The following is a 14,553-nucleotide window of genomic DNA, read 5'->3' on the forward strand; positions in this document are numbered from 1 at the left end:
AGAGGTCAGGTATATGCTCGAGCGCCGCAAGGCCCTGGGCGGCCTGATCCCCGAGCGCCGGGTGCGCGAGTACAGGCTAAACACCCCCGACCTGGCCTTTTTCGACGAGTTCCTGGCGGGTTCAAATGGACGCGAAATCTCCACCACCATGGCCTTTGTGCGGATGCTGACCAAGCTGGTGCGTCATCCCGAGGTGGGCAGACTCATCGTCCCCATTGTTCCCGACGAGGCCCGCACCTTTGGCATGGAGGGCGTGATCTCCTCGGTGGGTATCTACTCGCCCAAAGGCCAGCTCTACACGCCCGTGGATGCCGGAACCGTGACCGTCTACCGTGAGTCCGAGACCGGACAACTGCTGCAAGAAGGGATCAACGAAGCCGGGGCCATGTGCAGCTTTATCGCTGCCGGAACGGCCTATGCCAACTATGGGGTGCCCACCATCCCGTTCTACATCTACTACTCGATGTTTGGCCTACAGCGGGTAGGCGACCTGGTGTGGGCCGCAGGCGACCAGCGCACCAAGGGCTTCTTGCTGGGGGCCACCGCGGGCCGCACCACCCTGAACGGAGAAGGCCTGCAGCACGAAGACGGCCACTCCCACGTGCAGGCTCTGCCGGTTCCCAACATGCCTGCCTACGACCCTGCCTTTGCCTACGAGCTGGCGGTGATCCTGCAGGATGGTCTGAAGCGCATGTACCAGAACGGTGAAGACCTCTTCTACTACATCACCCTGATGAACGAGAACTACGTCCAGCCTGCCATGCCCGAGCCACAAGAACAGACCCGCCAGGGCATTCTGGGGGGAATGTACCTGTTCAAAAAGAGTGGGCTGAAGAAACCCAAGGCCCGGGTGCAACTGCTGGGCAGTGGCACGATTCTGAATGAGGTCATCAAAGCAGGGGAGATGCTGGAGAACGACTACGGGATCGCTGCCGATATCTGGAGCGTGACCAGCTACAAAGCGCTTTACTACGAGGCCCTCGAGACCGCCCGCCTCAACCGCCTGAACCCCGGCAGCAAGGCCAGGCTGCCCTATGTGGCGCACTGCCTCAACCCCACCGAAGGCCCCATCGTGGCGGCTTCGGATTATATGAAGGCACTCCCCGATCTGGTGTCGGGTTACCTGGGCCGCCCCATCCATAGCCTGGGCACTGACGGCTTTGGCCGCTCCGAGACCCGCGAGGCCCTGCGCGACTTCTTCGAGGTGGACGCCAAAAGCGTGGTGGTGACTGCCCTCTCGGCACTGCGTGGTGAAGGCAAAGTTAATATCAACACCCTCACCGAAGCCATCAAGAAACTGGGCATTGACCCCAGGCGGGAGCATCCGCACAAGAGCTGATAGCTAATAGCCGATAGTCCATAGCCCTTAGCCAAAAAGTGTTTGCTATCAGCAATCGGCTATCGACGCGACCGAAGGGAGCATTATGGCAGAACTAAAACTTCCCGACCTGGGCGATAACGTGGCCTCTGCAGTGGTGGTGGGGGTGTTGATCAAAGAGGGCGATACCGTGGCGGCGGGGCAGCCAGTGCTGGAATTGGAAACCGACAAAGCCGTAATGGAGGCCCCAGCATCCGAAGGTGGAACGGTCTCCAAAGTGATGGTCAAGGCAGGCGACGAGGTTAAAAGTGGGCAGGTAATTGCGCTGCTGGGTGGGGCGGTTGTGAGCGGAGCAGCGGAGCAGGGGAGCAAGGGGCCACCACCTCCTGCGCCGGTTGCACCGGCTCCAGTCCCCGTACCGGCTGCTCCTGCAAAGCCAGTTCTGGTTGCGGCACCCGCTGGGCAGCGCAGGCTGATCCCGGCTGCACCCAGCGTTCGGCGGCTGGCCCGGGAGATGGGCATCAATCTGATGGAGGTGATGGGCAGCGGCCCCGCCCACCGCATCTCCGAAAGCGACTTGAAACGGTACGCCTCGAGCGAAGCCCCCGTCCCGGTCTCCGCCGCACCCCAGCCCCCCAGCAGCCTGGCCGCTACCCTGCCCGACTTCGCCAAGTTTGGCCCGGTACGCCGCGAGGCCATGTCGGGCATTCGCCGGGCCACGGTGCGCGCCATGACCCAGGCCTGGAGCACCATCCCGATGGTTACGCAGTTTGACCGGGCCGATATCACCGAGATCGAGGCTCAACGCAAAAGGATTAATCCCAGGGCCGAGAAGCGGGGCGCAAAACTCACCATGACCGCAGTCCTGCTCAAGATTGCCGCGGCAGCCCTCAAGCAGTTCCCCAGGTTCAATGCCTCGATAGACACCGCTACCAGTGAGGTAATTTTCAAAGAGTACATCAATATCGGCGTGGCCGTAGACACCCCTACGGGCCTGCTGGTGCCGGTGATTCGGGATGTAGACAAGAAGGGTGTGATTGCCCTGTCCGCCGAGCTAGGCGAGACTGCTGCCAAAGCCCGGGATCGTAAGCTCACCCCCGAAGAGATGCAGGGTGCATCGTTCACCATCTCAAACCTGGGCGGCATCGGTGGCACCGGCTTTACCCCCATCGTCAACTGGCCCGAGGTCGCCATCATGGGTGTCTCGCGCAGCAGCATGGAACCTGTTTGGAATGCTGAGAAAGGCGTATTCGAGCCCAGAAACATCATGCCCTTCTCACTCTCCTACGACCACCGCCTGATTGACGGTGCTGACGCTGCGCGGTTCTGCCGCTTTGTGGCCGAGATGCTGGAAGAACCAGTCTTGCTAGGGTTTGAGGGCTAACCAATCGTTTACCTGGAACGCTTTTCTCGAGACAAAAGCGACAGCGGGGAAGGTTTTTGTCATAGATCTGGGGCCACTGCCGTAGAAGTCATACCGGATTCAAAAAGATGATCCTCCAACCCGGAGACCCCGAGGCGATCTTTTTGAATCCGGGAGCACCCCCGCCCGGACGGTCGGCGAAAAAAGCGTCTCCCTTCGGTCGGGTTCCGAATCGGGTAGCACCCCCGGAACCCAGAGGCGGCCAGGGAGGAGGTTTTCAAAGTATGCGGCGATGCAGTCCAGTTGAGAACCGCCCTGACCCTGTATACGGGTCAGGATTAACCGAGGTAGCTCTTCTTAGCTCGATGCCTCGATGTGCTCGAGTACAACCTGTACCACCCCATCCAGATCGTGATGGCTGGTATCCAGCACGATGGCATCTTTGGCCGGGGCGCTTTGTTTCTTGTCGGCTTCGTCGCGCCGGGTAATTTCTACCAGAACCGTATCGAAGACGGCGTCTCGCTCGGGTACGCGGCGCCTGGCCCGCACTTCGGGGCTGGCCGTGAGGTAGAACTTGTGGCGGGCTTGTGGAAACACCGTGCTGCCCATATCGCGGCCGTCTATCACGAAGGGAGGAGCAATTTTGCGCAGCACTTCATTGATGTAGTCGCGGATGGCAGGGCGCACCGCTACGGCAGAGACCGTCTGGTCTACCTCGAGGTTATGCAAGGCCTCACTCACCTCGTGACCATCTAGAAAAACCAGGTTCTGCGTGGGGGCGGGCTTTAGCTCGAGGTGGTACTTCCCCAACCGTCCCTCAATTTCCTCGGCAGGGACGTTCTCGAGCAGGCACATCAAGGCGACAGCCCGGTACAGGAGGCCGCTGGAGATGTAGGGTACCCCCAGGCGCTGGGCCACCAGCTTGGCGACGCTGGTCTTGCCAGAGGCGGAGGGGCCATCAATGGTGATGATCTCAGTCATGAAGTTTCGGGGTCTCGAGTTAGAGTCGGGGTCAAGGTCAAAAGGATCAAAGGGAACAGGGCCTAAAGTTCAGTCCGCTACTTTACTTTTTGCCTGGTCCGTCTAATCTTTCCCCATCAGTTTTTCCAGATCTTCCCAGAAGCCAGGAAAAGAGATGCTGGCCCATTCGGCATCGCGTACCAGCACCCCTCGTGGCAAACCACAAACCGCAAAGGCCATGGCTATGCGGTGGTCGTGGAAGGGCTCGATCACCGCGCCGCTTTGCACGCCACCGCCTCGAATCCTGAGCCAGTCGTGACCCATCTCCACGGTAACCCCAAGGTTTTGCAGGTTTTGGGCAACGGCGCTCAGGCGGTCGGACTCCTTGACGCGGAGCTCCTCCAGACTGGGAATATAGGTCTCGCCCTCGGCCCAGGCGGCGGCGGCGGCCAGCACCGGAACCTCGTCCACCATTAGCGGGATCAGCCTGGGGTCTACCGATACGCCCTTGAGCTGCGAAGAACGGGCCCGAATCCAGCCTACCGGTTCACCGTCCTGCCCCTCGGTGACTTCCCAGTTGAGATCGGCCCCCATCTGCTTCAGCACGGTGAGCAGTCCGGTGCGGGTGGGGTTGAGGCCCACGCCCTCGAGGGTCACGTCCGAATCGCGGGTAATCAGCGCTGCTACGATGAAAAAGGCTGCACTGCTAATATCGCCCGGAACGGTCAGGTTCTGGGCGGTGAAGGGCCCCGTGCGGCGGGTGCGGATCAGGTGGCCCTCGACTTCGATTGGAAGGCCATAGTGCCGAAAGATCCGCTCGGTGTGGTCACGGGTTGGGGCAGGCTCCACCACCTCGGTGTCTTCTTCGGCAAACAGGCCTGCCAGCAAGACCGCGCTTTTGACCTGGGCACTGGCTACGGGCAACTCGTAGTGGATGCCGGTCAGGCCACCTCCCCGTATGGCCAGAGGGGCCAGCCTGCCGTTTTCGCGCCCTTCGATGCGTGCGCCCATCTGGCGGAGGGGGGTGGTCACTCGAGCCATCGGGCGCCCCCGGAGCGAGGCATCGCCGGTCAGCACGGTGAACATGTCTTGCCCCGAGAGCAGACCCGCCACCAGCCGAATCAGGGTTCCGGCATTGCCGCAGTCCAGAAGGTTGCCGGGTTCCTTGAGTCTGAGGCCCGCTCCCTTGATGTGAAAGTGCTCCCCCCGCTCGGTGATTTCGGCCCCCAACTGACGCATCACCTGAGCCGTTGACAGGGTGTCGCCGGCCTTGAGCGGGTAGGAGAGGGTGCTCTCGCCTTGGGCCAGCGTACCCAGCATCAGACCCCGGTGGGTGACCGACTTATCGCCTGGAACGCGCAGGCTGCCGCGAAGAGATTTGGTGGGGATAATCAACCGATCCATATGTCCAAACGGGATTATAGCCGCTTCTTACCCGAGAACGGTGTTGGGGCGAGGGTCAAGACCGCCGATCAGGGTGGGCGCTGCGCTGCAAGAATTTTTGTCGCAAACAGCATCCGCACCCCAAAATGCCGATACTCTAAAGCAGTTCTTATCAAACCGGGTTTATAGTGTCTACCTATGGATGCTGCACTCAACGGCCCTGAGCCGCGCTATTGGGAGAAGATTCGCACCGTCGCAGACACGCTGCGTGAACTCGAGGGGCTGATCATCATCGTTTCGCATGTAGACCCCGATGGCGATGCCATCGGTTCCTCGCTGGGGTTGGCCAGGGCCCTCAAGACGTTAGATAAAAAAGTGACCTGGATCGCCGACCCGCCGCGCTACCTGCGCTTTCTGGTCAAGGAAGACGAATACAGCGATCCCATTAACCACGTGCCGGTGGGGGCCACCCTGGTGGTGCTGGACTCAGCCGAAGCAAACCGTGTGGCCGGTGCGCCGGTCGAGGGGTTTGTCATCAACATTGACCACCACGGCACCAATCCCCGTTTTGGCTATCTTTCGGTGGTAGACCCCTCCAAGGCCGCTACCGCACAGATGGTCAAGGATTTGATTGATGCGCTGGGGGTCACCTGGAACACCGAGATCGCCACTCCGGTATTGACCGGTCTGATTACCGACACCGGCAACTTCCGCTTTGCCAACACCACCCCCGAGGTACTGCATACGGCGGCGGAGCTGGTGGGGCACGGCGTTAAGCTGGCCGAACTCACCGACCGCCTGCAATGGCGTCCCACCAGTTACTTCAAGGCCATGGGAGCGGTGCTTTCCACGGTGGGGTTTCACTTTGGCGGACTGCTGGTGACGGCCCACATGCCCTCCGAGGTCACCGTAGAAGACTCCGACGACTTTGTGGGCATGATTCGCTATGCCGAAGGATGCCAGATTGCGGTTTTTTTACGCGAGCGTGAGGAGGGGGTGGTCAAGCTCAACATCCGCAGCAGGGGCGGAGTCTCGGCCCAAGCGGTCGCAGTAAAACTAGGTGGAGGAGGTCATGTGCCCGCTGCGGGGGCCACCTTGCGTGGCGTGACCTTGGAGGAGGCGTACCAGAAAGTGCTCTCCACGGTTGAGGAAGAGCTCAAGCGGGTGGGATATATCTAAGTGGTTCGGCACGTTGAATTTCGACCAACGAACGCTTATATGCCGACATAGATGCTCCTGCGCTCTGCGAGCCATCTCCTGGTAGCGAACCTCGAGCGGCACAAACTCCAGGCTGGCCCCGGTGATTCGGCCCTCGTCCACCAGCCTGCGGCGATAGCGCAAAGAAAAATCCCCCTCAGGATACCCTTGCGAGCCTTTCCCGAAGGGGGTGTCTGACCTGGATTACAGCCTAGCCTGCTGCCTTACCACGCTACGTGCAACGGCAGTCTCCCGCGCCCCGTTGACCACATCTGACCAGATGTCCTGCAAAAGGGCCGTTTCTTCGGGTGAATAGCCCTCGAAAAAGTCCGTGTCGCGGCGCACCTCGGCGATCACAGCCTCACGCTCCTCGAGGCTTTCCGTCATGGCAGCCCGGGTAAGAAAAGAGCGAACCTGTTCAAACGAGCGTTTCACGCCGAACTCCCAGACACGAGTAGGCGGGGGCACGGCCAGGGCAAAGCCCTCATGTATCAAAAAGTTCCTCACCTCGTTCCAGGTAGATATGCTGGCGATACCATTCACGGGGTGAATTGGCTAGCAGAGGCTCAAGCTCATCGCCCTCATCCCCCACCGCTTCGAGAAACTGAGGCCACAACCGATCGAACGCAGCGCGATCCCATGTACCCGTGGCGCGAAGCTCTTCAACCTCAGCGTATAGGTTTTTGAGACGTTCAAGGTTGGCTTCCTGAAAACGCTCGCGAACACCGGTCATGGCAAACTCAACTCCCCTCGTACCCTTTCAATCATAGCATAGCCGACGGGATCATGTTTTTTGAGCAGATCAGGTTCGTAGGTATACGCCGTGAAGCATTCAGCAAAGTACTCTTTGACCCCTGCTGAAGCACGAAAGGTAAGCGGCGTTCCGGATCTGGCAGCCTGCACGATCGCCCCCTCGAGGGCAGTACCAAATATCCTTTGCTTATAAACGTGGTGAGCCAGTTCGTGAATCAGGCTGCGCCGTATCGCTTCCAGGATAGTGGGGGCCAGAGCGGATACGGTACGGGTCTTCCCCAAGCTAAATTCTTGCGCATAAGTATGATCGGCCCGGCGTGCATTGACCCATAACTCCTGGGTATCTTCGTCGTACTCGCCATTGATCTGACGGTTTCCCACTGTTTTTGCCCTTACCACGTCCAGGCGGCTTAGAGGATGCCGTCGCAAAAACCCTTCCAGCCCTGCAGTGTTGATGGCTCGAAACACCTGTCTGGTCTTGTTGCGTGACAGTACGCTGCTAGAAGCAAGAATATGGACGCCAAGCTGAACGTTTTCTTGTTGCACGGTCTCTATGCTATTAGAGGAAGCCACCCCCACCACCTTATATCCACAATTCACTACCTTCCCCGCTGGAGCCCCAGGAGCTGTCTTGCCTGTCTCAGCGATCCGCTTCCACTTCAAGAGGTTTGCGACTGTGCTTGACACCTGCACAGCGGGCATCTACCATTTCAAGGAACCTTGCTTTTAGCAAGTTGTTCTTCTATCCAGAGCAGTGGAGGGAACGGCCCGACGAAACTGCGGCAACCTGCGGGAACCATCGCCCATTACCGATGCGTTCCTGCGCTTGGTGCCAAATCCGCCCCGGCGGTCGCTAGGCACAGCAAAGACCCAGGGGAAAGATGGAAGAAGGGAGTCCCATGCAGCCCTTCTTCATGCAGAGCCGAAGGAGGGTTTTTGTATGGACTTTGCCAGTTTAGCTGTTTTGAGTGGGCTTTCCGACCACGACCCCCATAACGCGGTGGGAGTACCGATTTACGCGACGGCTGCGTATGGGTTTGAGGACTTGGAAGACGGAGCCCACAAGTTTTCGACCCATCAGGGCTATACCTACACCCGCCTCCAGAACCCCACGGTCGCAGCCCTCGAGGTTCGCCTGACTGCCCTGGAAAGCGCAGTTGGAGCGGTCTGCCTGGCCTCGGGACAGGCGGCCAGTTTTGCCACCCTGCTGGCTCTGGTGCATGCGGGCGATGAAATTGTGGCCAGTTCCGGTTTGTTTGGTGGAACGGTGGGACTCCTGAACCAGGTATTTGGGCTGATGGGCGTCCAGGTGCATTTTGTGGAGCCTGAGGTAGAGACGGTACGGGCGGTTTTGAATGAAAAAACCAGGGCTGTTTTTGTGGAAGTGCTGGGGAACCCCTCCCTCGAGCTTCCCGACCTGCAAGGTCTAGCCAGCCTTTGCGAGGAACACCAAATTGCGCTGGTGGTGGACAATACCTTTGGGGCAGTAGGGGCGCTGGCCCGGCCCTTAGAACACGGAGCGCATGTGGTCGTTCACAGCCTGACCAAGTGGGCCAGTGGACACGGCTCGATCCTGGGCGGGGCGGTACTGTCGCGGGAAACCCAGGTCTGGCAGAACTACCCGCAGTTCACCCGCCCGGATGCCCAGGGTCGAATACCCTGGGAACACTTTGGGACACGATGTTTCTTGGAGCGGGTGCGCCAGTTGGGTCTGTCATTGGGCGGGATGGTGCTCTCGCCGTTCAACGCATATTTGCTGTTTCAGGGCCTCGAGACCCTCGAGCTGCGTATAGAGCGGGCGTGTAAAAATTCGCTGGCCGTGGCCCAGTGGCTCCTGGCGCAGCCACAGGTGGCCTGGGTACGCTATCCGGGCCTCTCCTCCGACCCGGCCCACCCCAGGGCCACCCAGTATCTGCGCGGTGGGTCTGGCAGCATCCTGACCTTTGGAATTCGGGGTGGGATGGAGGGAGCCAGCCGCTTTCTGGCCAGTCTGAAAATACTCCAGGCGCCCAACGTGGGCGATGTCCGCTCCCTGGTCGTGCACCCCTGGACCACCACCCACGCCCGAATCGCCGAGGAAGCCCGCCTGGCAGCGGGGGTCAAACCCGAGATGATTCGCTTCTCGGTGGGGCTGGAGAGTCCAGGCGATATCCAGAAACTGCTGGCGGAGGGCCTGGCCGCAGTGGAGATGGTGGGGTATGAAGATTAGTCCCCTGCAAAGCGCCAGGCCGGCCATCTCGTTCGAGTTTTTCCCACCCAGAACCCCCCAGGGCGAGGCAGCGCTGTTTCGTACGCTGCACGAGTTAAAGCCCCTGAAACCCGCCTTTGTGTCCATCACCTATGGGGCCGGGGGGAGTGAGCGGGGCAAAACCACCGACTGGGCAGCCCGCATTCAGAACGAGGTGGGACTGACCGCCATGGCCCACCTGACCTGTGCAGGCAGTACACGGGAGGAATTGCAGGCCATTTTGCACGAGTATGCCCGAATTGGGGTACGCAACATCATGGCCGTGCGGGGCGACCCGCCCAGAGGCTCGAGGGAATTCCAGCCAGTGGCCGGTGGGTTCCGCTATGCTTCCGAGCTAGTTGCCCTGATTCGCTCCGAGTTCGACCATACCTTTGCGGTAGCGGGTGGGGGTTATCCTGAAGGACACCCGGAGGCGCTTAGCCTCGAGGCCGATCTGCAAAACCTTAAAAGAAAAGTGGACAGTGGGCTGGACTTCGTTGTAACCCAGCTCTTTTTCAACAATGCACTGTACTTTGGTTTTGTTGAACGCGCCTACCGCATGGGTATTGCGGTGCCGATTGTGCCGGGCCTGATGCCCATCACCGATCTGGCCCAGATTCGCCGCTTTATGGATATGTGCGGGGCCAGCATTCCCGGGCCGCTGCTCACCAGACTAGAGAAAGCCCAGACCCCCCAGGAGGTGCTGGAAATTGGGGTTGAGCATACCACCCGCCAGGTACAGGAATTGCTGGAGGCCGGGGTTCCGGGCATTCATCTCTACACCCTCAACAAATCGCCGGCCACCCGGTGGGTTATGCAAAATCTGCAAGCGGTGCTGCGGTAATTGCTACGGCTGTGACAGACCCCCGGTATCGCAGGCTTTAGATACACCTGCCCCAAACGGGAGCAAGGGGTATGGTCTGGGGTGCAAAAAAAGAGCCGCCGAAAAACTCAATCATGAGAAAGCGTGCTCTACTCGCGAACCAAAGACAGTAACGCCTCCGTAACGCCTCTTGCATTATTCTCAACCGTGAAGTAACCCGTCCTGGCCAGGGGTGGAGCTTCACACCGCACCATAGCGGGGTTGGCCTGCATTGAAGTTGGGGTTGAGAGGGGTGTCTGCAAAGGGGTGCAGGTAGAGGACCTGAGGGTAGGGAGGGGCCGACTATGGCAAAGTCTGGCGTGCTGATTGCAGCGGAAGTGACACCGCATCCTGGACAGGCCCAGCAGGCTGCGAGGGCCTTGCAGGGGTTGGGGTTTCGGGTACTGCACTCCGGCTCCACCCTAAGTGTGCAGGCGCCCCAGACGCTCTGGCGCGAGACTTTTGGAGTTCGCTTTATACGGCAGAAAAAAGGAGTCTTGAAAGAAACCGGCCTCACTCGAGCCTACGCGGCTCCGCGCCTCGAAACCCTGCACATTCCCCCTGCGCTCGAGGACTGGATTGCGGATATCGCCTTTATTGTGCCGCCCGAGTGGTTTACCTGAAGCTGATTGTGGGTGCACTTCCTGGGCTGCAACGACCTCTCTTTCTGCTACGTGCTGGTTTGGCCTGACCCCAGTTAAGAGTTCTCAAAGGAGGGATGGTATGGCTAGAAGCCGAGTTAAAGCAAAAAGTACCAGCCGCAGAAAGCGGGTGCGTATCGAGCAGGAGAATGTGGTGTTTGAGGCGGTGCTGCGGCCCGAGGAAGAAGGACGCTCGCTTTTTGCCCCCAACGCGGTGTTGAGTGCCGAGACCCTGGATGCGTATCGTCCCCCGGTGGGAAGTGCCCAGATGGCGGCAATGCAGTTGCAGGAACTGGGCTTCAAGGTGCGGCACGTGGGCACCTTCTCGATTAGCGCAGAAGGCCCGCGACGTTTGTGGGAAAAGGTGTTTAAGACCAGGGTGGGGACACGTACCCAGTTGTTGAGCGAGGCCCACCCCGAGATTGGTGAGATCACCTACTGGTCACACTTACCCGAAACCCCTTTCACCATTCCGGAGCAAATGGCTCCGCTGATCGAGCGGGCCTACCCGCAGTGGCCCCCGACCTTCTTCCAGTCGCCCCTACCCCCCAGGGTGAAATACCACCATCTGCAGGTGCCGGGCGATGTGGGGATGATCTGCCGCTCGCCCCTGGTGCACAAACACGACGTGACCGGAAAAGGGGTTCTGGTGGCGATGCCCGATACCGGCTTCTACAAACATCCCTTCTATGCCTGGCACGGCTACAACTACCAGGCCACGCTGTCTCCCGATGCGATTCGGGTCGAGCGTGATGAGGTAGGGCACGGCACTGCCGAGGCTGCCAACATTTTTGCCAATGCGCCGGACATTGACTTTATTGGCGTCAAGATGGGCGCCAATGCCACTCTGGCCTTTAAGACCGCCTCCGATCTTTTTCCGGCGGTAATGACCAACAGCTGGGGCTATGACATTCGCACCGCACCGCTGCCCAATTTCCTGAAGCCCCTCGAGGCCGCCGTAATCGAAGCCGTACGAGACCGGGGCATCGTGGTGTGTTTTTCGGCGGGCAACGGACACTTTGGCTTCCCGGCCCAGATGCCCGAAGTGATTGCGGTGGGCGGGGTGTATGCCAAGACTACCCTGGCAGGCAACGATTTTGCCATGGATGCTTCCAACTATGCCAGCAGCTTTGATAGCCCCATCTATCCGGGGCGGCATGTGCCGGATGTGTGTGGGCTGGTGGGAATGCAGCCCAGAGGCATCTACATCATGTTGCCCGTAGAGCCGGGCTGCCAGATTGACACCGGGCTGGCGGGTGGGGCTTTCCCCAATGGAGACGAGACCGCAGCCAACGATGCCTGGGCCGTGATCAGCGGAACGAGTGCGTCCTCGCCGCAGATTGCCGGGGTGTGCGCCTTGCTCAAACAGGTTCAGCCTGGTTTGTCGCCCAGCCTGGTCAAGGCCATTTTGCGGGCCTCGGCGCGGGATGTGAAAACCGGACAGAGCCAGCAGGGCCAGCCTGCCGGAGAGGGCCACGACGGTGCTACCGGGGCTGGGCTGGTGGATGCCCATGAGGCTTACAAGCTGGCCCGTTCGGTGGTGGTGCGTGACCTCCAGACCATCCCGCCACCCCGCTAGGGGGGCCGTTGGTGTGGGATTGGGCCGTAGGCAATCTACCCAGAGTGGTTCCCGGAATGAATCCAGCACTCCCCGAAAGCCAAAAAACTGTACAGAACTCTATTTTTGCCACTGATACCAGTGGCAAAAATAGAGGGCACCGCGATATAGCCTCCAGATACGGTTTGAATATTTGTGAAAGGTGCGGTGGGGTGCTTCCAGGGGATGCTCGCTGCATCCTGCTCATCGAACCTGGAGCAGATAGGCCCGGTAAATTTGACAACCTCAACCGGGTGCGGCTTAGAGGAATGCAAACCTATGAAACTGGATGACCTGATAGCCAAGCGGTTTCTTTGTGGCAAATGTCAGTCTGGCGGAGCCCTGGTCAAGCGGTTTGCTGCAACTGGAACGGGGCTCTCGAGGATGTTTGATATCGAGCACAACGTTTTTATCGCCGCCTCGTGTGAGAATTGCGGCTATACCGAGGTGTACAACCCTGAAGTACTGGAAGGCAAGGATGATCTGGGTGCGGTGATGGATTTATTGTTTGGCGGGTAGGAAATGGCTACCAAACCTCCCAAAAAACCTTTGAGAAACCTGCGGCGTTATGGTCTGGCCACGGTGGGTGTTGTGGCGGCTGTAGGGGGTGTGGCTGGTAATCTGGGCTCAATCATTGACCTGTTCGAGCGCTTTTTTGGCCCAGAGGAAAACACCAGGGAAGCAACCTTGCCCAGTGTACCCATCGCCGGGGCCTGGCAGGCCGAGGTGAGGTATGACTGGGGAGCCAAACATACCGAGCGGTTCAACTTCAGGGTGGAGGGTAGCGAGGTGGGGGGAACCGCTACTTACCTGGGCCGGGCGCGGGGCATCCTCGAGGGCAAGATGGCCGGAGAAAAGCTCACGTTTGTCCTCAAAACCCAGGAAGTTCTGGGCGATAGCCCATCCAGAGCGGTGCTGCACCAGTACCGGGGTATAGCCACACCCGACCGGATTCGCTTCGTACTTCAGACGACCGGTGGCTACACTGAGCATCTGCCGGTAGAGTTTACGGCCCAGCGAGTCCCCTGACTTATCCACAGGGTTCTGGACAGAAGAATCGAACCCAATGGGGCGATGTGTGCTTCAGTTGTAAGCACCAGGGCAAGGGTTTTGGCTTGCCGACGGGTATAACTGGCGCGGGGAAACCCCCGATAAACTCCGGGGATAGGTTTTTGCAGTGTGAAAGCCAGTGATCTTTTCTCGAGCTATATTTAGGGGCAAAATGGAGGGGAATGCAAACCACGGTTACGGCCCCAGCTACCCAAAGCCTGACCCACTCGAGCCCCGGTTCCCAGGTGTTGATGCGTGGACTGCTTTTTACACCCTCCATTCCGCGCTATGCAGCCGCCAGGCTGTTGGGTAAGCGATACCCTCCCAGGGCGCTCTCCCTTCAACTGGCAACCCTATCTGAACCCGAACGCCCCCAGGGCTTCGAGCGTCTCAAGGTGCGGCTCTCGGGCATCTGTGGGAGCGATCTGGCGTTGCTCTACGGTAAACAAGCCCCCACTCTCTCGGGGATGTTCTCCTTTCCAGCCGTACTGGGACACGAAATTTTGGCCGAACTGGGGGGGGTGCGGGTGGCAGTCAATCCGGTACTGGCCTGCCATGAGCGCGGTCTGTCGGACTGCCCGGCTTGTGCCAGGGGCGACGATCATCTGTGCTTCAACGTGGCCGAGGGCAACTATGCTCCTGGCATGATGGGTTTTTGCCAAGACCTGGGGGGTGGTTGGGCCCAGCGCATGGTGGCCCACCGCGAACGCATCTTTCCCATAGACGAATCGGTGCCCGACGAACGCGCAGTGCTGACGGAACCCGCAGCAGTGGTACTGCATGGGCTGCGGCAGGTTTGGAGTAAAGGAAAGGTTCAGACCGGTCTCAGGGCACAAAGCCCAGAGGGTTTGGAGCTGCCTGCCGATACCATGGACTGGCCTGCGCAGATTCTGGTAATCGGGGCTGGAACCATTGGACTGCTGGCCATCAAGGTGCTGCGGGTGCTGGGCTTCGACCGATCATTGTACGCAGTAGCCCGCCACAACCGCCAGGCCGAACTCGCCAAGCTATTCGGCGCCAACAAAATATTCCCCAACACCCAGGCTGCCCAGGAAGCTGCCGGGGCCAGACGTTATCGGGGCATCCTGGGGACTACCTCCTGGCGCGGCGGTTTTGAGGGGGTGGTGGAGGCTTCCGGTTCCCCAGGAGGCTTGCAAGAGGCCAGTTGGGCGGTGCGCGAAGGAGGACGGATCCTGCTGCTG

Annotated in this window: 14 protein-coding genes, 1 pseudogene and 1 riboswitch; of the genes and pseudogenes, 10 read left to right on the forward strand and 5 right to left on the reverse strand. The window is 59.8% G+C overall.

Annotation, left to right across the window (positions count from 1 at the left end; translation table 11 throughout):
* Together Q0288_RS07100 and Q0288_RS07105 are read left to right on the forward strand one after the other, a co-directional pair.
* Nucleotides 1-1,339 (forward strand): annotated as a pseudogene (locus tag Q0288_RS07100) (pyruvate dehydrogenase (acetyl-transferring), homodimeric type); the annotation flags it as partial.
* A gap of 85 nt (nt 1,340-1,424) precedes the next feature.
* A complete protein-coding gene (locus Q0288_RS07105; RefSeq protein WP_299429138.1) occupies nt 1,425-2,702 on the forward strand; it encodes a 2-oxo acid dehydrogenase subunit E2 in 1,278 nt (425 codons plus the stop codon).
* Nucleotides 2,703-3,038: 336 nt separating this feature from the next.
* Here Q0288_RS07105 and cmk read toward each other — a convergent pair whose 3' ends face one another.
* Nucleotides 3,039-3,662 (reverse strand): (d)CMP kinase, encoded by a 624-nt coding sequence (gene cmk / locus Q0288_RS07110; protein ID WP_299429140.1) that lies wholly within the window; start codon nt 3,660-3,662, stop codon nt 3,039-3,041.
* Nucleotides 3,663-3,764: 102 nt separating this feature from the next.
* Nucleotides 3,765-5,045: a 3-phosphoshikimate 1-carboxyvinyltransferase gene (aroA, locus tag Q0288_RS07115; RefSeq protein WP_299429142.1), complete on the reverse strand. Its 1,281-nt coding sequence runs from the start codon at nt 5,043-5,045 to the stop codon at nt 3,765-3,767.
* 177 nt (nt 5,046-5,222) lie between these two features.
* Here aroA and Q0288_RS07120 point away from each other — a divergent pair, with 177 nt between their 5' ends.
* Nucleotides 5,223-6,203, forward strand: a complete 981-nt coding sequence (locus Q0288_RS07120; RefSeq protein WP_299429144.1) for a bifunctional oligoribonuclease/PAP phosphatase NrnA — start codon at nt 5,223-5,225, stop codon at nt 6,201-6,203.
* Between the two features lie 222 nt (nt 6,204-6,425).
* Here the strand turns inward: Q0288_RS07120 and Q0288_RS07125 are convergent, their stop codons facing one another.
* The 3 genes from Q0288_RS07125 to Q0288_RS07135 are packed head-to-tail and all read right to left on the reverse strand — an operon-like array spanning nt 6,426 to nt 7,547.
* Nucleotides 6,426-6,656, reverse strand: a complete 231-nt coding sequence (locus Q0288_RS07125) for a hypothetical protein (RefSeq protein ID WP_299429146.1) — start codon at nt 6,654-6,656, stop codon at nt 6,426-6,428.
* A 49-nt stretch (nt 6,657-6,705) separates the two neighbouring features.
* Nucleotides 6,706-6,954 (reverse strand): hypothetical protein, encoded by a 249-nt coding sequence (locus tag Q0288_RS07130; RefSeq protein ID WP_299429148.1) that lies wholly within the window; start codon nt 6,952-6,954, stop codon nt 6,706-6,708.
* On the reverse strand, nt 6,951-7,547 hold the full coding sequence (locus Q0288_RS07135) for a hypothetical protein (RefSeq protein WP_299429150.1): 597 nt from the start codon (nt 7,545-7,547) through the stop codon (nt 6,951-6,953). The genes Q0288_RS07130 and Q0288_RS07135 overlap by 4 nt, the downstream gene beginning before the upstream one ends.
* 166 nt (nt 7,548-7,713) lie before the next feature.
* A riboswitch (SAM riboswitch) is annotated at nt 7,714-7,862 on the forward strand.
* 52 nt (nt 7,863-7,914) lie between these two features.
* On the opposite strand from Q0288_RS07135, the gene Q0288_RS07140 reads away from it, so the two are divergent.
* The 7 genes from Q0288_RS07140 to Q0288_RS07170 form a co-directional block, all read left to right on the forward strand.
* Nucleotides 7,915-9,183, forward strand: a complete 1,269-nt coding sequence (locus Q0288_RS07140; protein ID WP_299429152.1) for an aminotransferase class I/II-fold pyridoxal phosphate-dependent enzyme — start codon at nt 7,915-7,917, stop codon at nt 9,181-9,183.
* The gene (gene metF / locus Q0288_RS07145; RefSeq protein ID WP_299429154.1) at nt 9,173-10,045 is read left to right on the forward strand and encodes a methylenetetrahydrofolate reductase [NAD(P)H]; all 873 of its coding nucleotides are present in this window, start codon (nt 9,173-9,175) and stop codon (nt 10,043-10,045) included. The genes Q0288_RS07140 and metF overlap by 11 nt, the downstream gene beginning before the upstream one ends.
* 323 nt (nt 10,046-10,368) lie before the next feature.
* Nucleotides 10,369-10,686 carry a hypothetical protein gene (locus Q0288_RS07150; protein ID WP_299429156.1) on the forward strand — a complete coding sequence of 106 codons (318 nt, stop codon included), beginning with the start codon at nt 10,369-10,371 and terminating at the stop codon, nt 10,684-10,686.
* A gap of 100 nt (nt 10,687-10,786) precedes the next feature.
* A complete protein-coding gene (locus Q0288_RS07155; RefSeq protein ID WP_299429158.1) occupies nt 10,787-12,283 on the forward strand; it encodes a S8 family serine peptidase in 1,497 nt (498 codons plus the stop codon).
* Between the two features lie 297 nt (nt 12,284-12,580).
* Entirely contained in the window at nt 12,581-12,820 is a 240-nt protein-coding gene (locus tag Q0288_RS07160) for a zinc ribbon domain-containing protein (RefSeq protein WP_299429160.1), read from the forward strand.
* Between the two features lie 3 nt (nt 12,821-12,823).
* Nucleotides 12,824-13,330: a hypothetical protein gene (locus Q0288_RS07165; protein WP_299429162.1), complete on the forward strand. Its 507-nt coding sequence runs from the start codon at nt 12,824-12,826 to the stop codon at nt 13,328-13,330.
* 203 nt (nt 13,331-13,533) lie between these two features.
* The coding region (locus tag Q0288_RS07170; RefSeq protein WP_299429164.1) for an alcohol dehydrogenase catalytic domain-containing protein at nt 13,534-14,553 on the forward strand (1,020 nt) is incomplete at its 3' end.

The sequence above is a fragment of the uncultured Meiothermus sp. genome (assembly GCF_937863175.1).
Taxonomy (GTDB): Bacteria; Deinococcota; Deinococci; order Deinococcales; family Thermaceae; genus Meiothermus.

Coding starts and splice junctions, on each gene's coding strand:
- Q0288_RS07105 (WP_299429138.1), top strand. CDS start 1,425: ATGGCAGAACTAAAACTTCCCGACCTGGGCGATAACGTGGCCTCTGCA.
- cmk (WP_299429140.1), bottom strand. CDS start 3,662: ATGACTGAGATCATCACCATTGATGGCCCCTCCGCCTCTGGCAAGACC.
- aroA (WP_299429142.1), bottom strand. CDS start 5,045: ATGGATCGGTTGATTATCCCCACCAAATCTCTTCGCGGCAGCCTGCGC.
- Q0288_RS07120 (WP_299429144.1), top strand. CDS start 5,223: ATGGATGCTGCACTCAACGGCCCTGAGCCGCGCTATTGGGAGAAGATT.
- Q0288_RS07130 (WP_299429148.1), bottom strand. CDS start 6,954: ATGACCGGTGTTCGCGAGCGTTTTCAGGAAGCCAACCTTGAACGTCTC.
- Q0288_RS07140 (WP_299429152.1), top strand. CDS start 7,915: ATGGACTTTGCCAGTTTAGCTGTTTTGAGTGGGCTTTCCGACCACGAC.
- metF (WP_299429154.1), top strand. CDS start 9,173: ATGAAGATTAGTCCCCTGCAAAGCGCCAGGCCGGCCATCTCGTTCGAG.
- Q0288_RS07150 (WP_299429156.1), top strand. CDS start 10,369: ATGGCAAAGTCTGGCGTGCTGATTGCAGCGGAAGTGACACCGCATCCT.
- Q0288_RS07155 (WP_299429158.1), top strand. CDS start 10,787: ATGGCTAGAAGCCGAGTTAAAGCAAAAAGTACCAGCCGCAGAAAGCGG.
- Q0288_RS07160 (WP_299429160.1), top strand. CDS start 12,581: ATGAAACTGGATGACCTGATAGCCAAGCGGTTTCTTTGTGGCAAATGT.
- Q0288_RS07165 (WP_299429162.1), top strand. CDS start 12,824: ATGGCTACCAAACCTCCCAAAAAACCTTTGAGAAACCTGCGGCGTTAT.